This is a genomic window from Bartonella sp. LB28NMGDW, from assembly GCF_042194435.1.
Lineage (GTDB): Bacteria > Pseudomonadota > Alphaproteobacteria > Rhizobiales > Rhizobiaceae > Bartonella > Bartonella grahamii.
On record NZ_JBHIMX010000048.1, the window covers coordinates 1 to 3,437 of the forward strand.

Sequence of the window (3,437 nt, forward strand, 5' to 3'; positions counted from 1 at the left end):
AGAGCCTCCTTTGTTTCTTCTGGGGCTTTGATCATGGGCGATGATGTCAATATCACCAGCCAAAATACGAGCAATTCAACGATTATCAATTCAGGGCGGATTGCGGCAAATCACCAATTGTATGTGCATGGTGGGGATATCCTCAGTCAAGGGGGGCATTTTGCGGCGGGTGGTGATGCTGTTATCCTTGCGGAGAAGAATATTCGTTTGGATGCAGGGCGCACAACGGTTGACGGCGTGGAGACAGTATTAAACACCGAAGCGCTTTCTACTGGTGGTAATGCAACGGTGATTGCTAAACAAAATATCACCGCCTCCGGGGTGGGGATCACCACCGGAGGTGATCTTGCCATGGCTACAGAACAAGGCAACTTGACGATCGGTTCAGCAGAAACCCATTACCATGATGAACAGGGTGATGCCACCATGCATCATAAATCTGTGTTAAACTCTGGTGGCTCGACGACACTTCTCTCTGGACAAGATTTGAATATCTTAGGCTCTGATGTTCAAGCAACGGATAAACTTCTCTTGCAAGCTGAGGGCAATGTTTCTATTGATGCCACACGCAACAGTGCCAATAGCCATCGCGGGGATCGAACTTCTCATGTTGCCGTGCACAATGGCTCTCATTTAAGTTCTGGAAAAGAGACCACTGTCATCTCAGGTCAAGATATCCATATTGCTGCTTCCGATATCGATGCGAAGGGCAATGTTGGACTTGGCGCCCAAGGGGAGATAACAATAGGGGTGAGAAACGATGAGATGGAGTATCATCTTCGCACCAAAAACACGAAAGTAGATATGCAAGCCTCTCATGCGGTTGGCTCTTCGATAAAATCGGGAGGTGACACCACTGTCATTGCAGGGCAGGATGGCAAACCGCATGATCTTAGCATCACAGGCAGTTCCATTGCGGCTGATGGCAAGGTAGGGCTGAAAGCCAGCAACGATGTCCTGATCAATAATGCAGAGGATAGCTTACATTATGAGATGTCGTACCATAAAGACGGTGGGGTGTTTAGTAGCAGCAAATCTGAGCATAACAAGATGGATGTGCGCCAAGTTGTGGGGTCAAGCATAACAGGGGGTGAAGGCATTGCCATTGATTCCGGAAACAACACGGAAGTTGTAGCCTCGACGCTCGTAGCCGGTAAGGCAGAGGAAACGTCAGGAGAGAAAGCACCAGGAGATCAGAAACAAGCGGATATTACCATTCACTCTGGGGGAAAGATTACTATCAAAGGCGCCCAAGAACACTTGGATCAGCAAGCACAATCGTCTTCAAGTGGCTTTTTGCATGAGAAATCGTCCGATACATCTCAATCGCATACCACAACGGTCTCCTCTATCCTTGGGGCAACGGGCAACATCGTGTTAGACGCACAAGGAGAAGCCAAGATTTCTGCTTCTCATCTGCTTTCCGGTCAAGATATCAATGTGAGCGGAGAAAGTGTGACGATTGATGGCATGCAAGATCACCATAAAAGCCATTCAGAGGAGCATGAAACAGGTTTTGGTGTGGGATCAGGCAAGGGCTTTGTGTCGATATACGGGAGTGAGGGAAAGACAGAAAATGAAGAGAGTTTTGAGCATCAAGGTTCTTCTCTCAATGCGGATGGTACGATCAACATCACTGCCAAGAAAAAAGATGTGAAAATTGTTGGCTCTGATCTTGCAGGTGAGAATATTAACCTTTCGGCAACTCGTGATGTGAATGTGCTTGTTGGTCATAATAGCCATTCCTCAAGCTCAAAGGAAGAACGCACAGGCTTTGGCATTCAGTTTGAAAAGAGCAACAGCGGTGCTTCTGTAGGTGTTGGAATTGCAAGCGCCAAAGATACGGGCGATCAATGGGAAACCACTTCCACACAATCACACATCACGGCACGCCAAGATGTGCAGATTACTGCTGACAATGATGTAAATATGCAAGCAGCCATTGTTTCGGCGGATCGTGATGTCAACATGGATGCCGGCAATAATATCACCCTATCAGAAAGCTATGATACCTCTAACGCAAAAGAAAAGCATGAAAAGTCTTTTGCTGGTGTGACAACTTCCGTTGATATCGGTGTCCTTGGCACGGTACAAGGCTTAAAAGATTCAGCGGACCGTATGAACAATAAGGATGGCAATAACACCGTTATTAATGGCATATTGACCGGCATGAAAATCAATCACCTCTTTAATAAAGGAGAGAACTTTATTAATTGGCTGACTGGCAATACGGGGGAAAAGGGGAACACAACCAAAGGACTGAGTAGCTCATTAGGAGGGGTGGGGGGCTCCACCAAGGATGCTCTTGCCAATCTGGCTGGCGCATCTGGCAGTGTAACCGTGGGCTTTAAAACTGAGAAAACAGAAGCCTCTGTTCAGACCTCCACAGCGGTGACAGATAGCATAGAAGGCGGACGCGCTGTTAACATGCAAGCCCACAAAGGTAGCATTCATGGTGTTGGCGCTGATGTTATCGCTGGTACCAATCCAATCTATGTGCTGGAAAATGATGCACAGAGCGGAAATATCACCATGGAAGCAGGTAAAGATATCATCTTTGAAAGTGCACAAAACACGCAAAGCACACACAACAGCAGTGAAAGTGCTTCAATGAGTGTTGGCACCGGTTATGGCACGGGTGGCGCAGGGGCAACGGGTAGTGCTGCTTTTAGTCAAGGGGAAGGTTCCAGTGAGGAAGTTCAACACAAAAACAGCCATATTATAGGCACCGGCACTGTTCATACCACGAGTGGGGCAAACACCACATTGGCAGGCGCCGTGGTTTCTGGAGAGCGTGTAGAAATGGAAGTAGGGGGTGATTTTGCCATTACCAGCCGCAGTGATACGGGACAAACTTCCAGCAAGCAAAACTCTGTTTCTGTTGGGTTTGGTGCTGGACAAACGGGTGGTGGGGGCTCCATGAGCGCCTCTTTCCAAAAGGATAAATCCTCCAGCGATTATCATAGTGTTGTGGAGCAATCAGGCATCAAAGCTGGTGATGGCGGCTTTAATATCATTGTTAAAGATAAAACAACGCTGACCGGAGGACTTATTTCCAGCACAGCCTCGGCAGATAAAAACAGCCTGACCACAGGAAGCATTAGCACCAGTGATATCAGCAACAGTGCCCATGCTAAAGCCAGCAGCCATGGGTTTAGCATTTCTGGTGGCGATGCTTTGCAACAGGGGAAATATGGCATCATAAAAAATATTGCTAAAAATGCTTTAAATCACGGCAAAGCCAAGGATGCAGCAGAAGGGGAAACCAAATCCGCTATCAGCGATGGGACTATCATCCTTACTGATATCACTGGACAGAGGGCGATGGGGCAAGATGCTGGACAAATCATTGATGCACTTAACCGCAACACCGCTACAGCCCACCAAGCCGTTGCACCGGTGGACGCCACATCGCTTGAGGGGATCGTTCATAATCG

General features: G+C 47.9%; 1 protein-coding gene. It reads left to right on the forward strand.

All coding sequences use genetic code 11. From position 1 onward, the window contains the following. The coding region (locus ACFIKG_RS08805) for a hemagglutinin repeat-containing protein (RefSeq protein WP_375652147.1) at positions 1-3,437 on the forward strand (3,437 nt) is incomplete at both ends.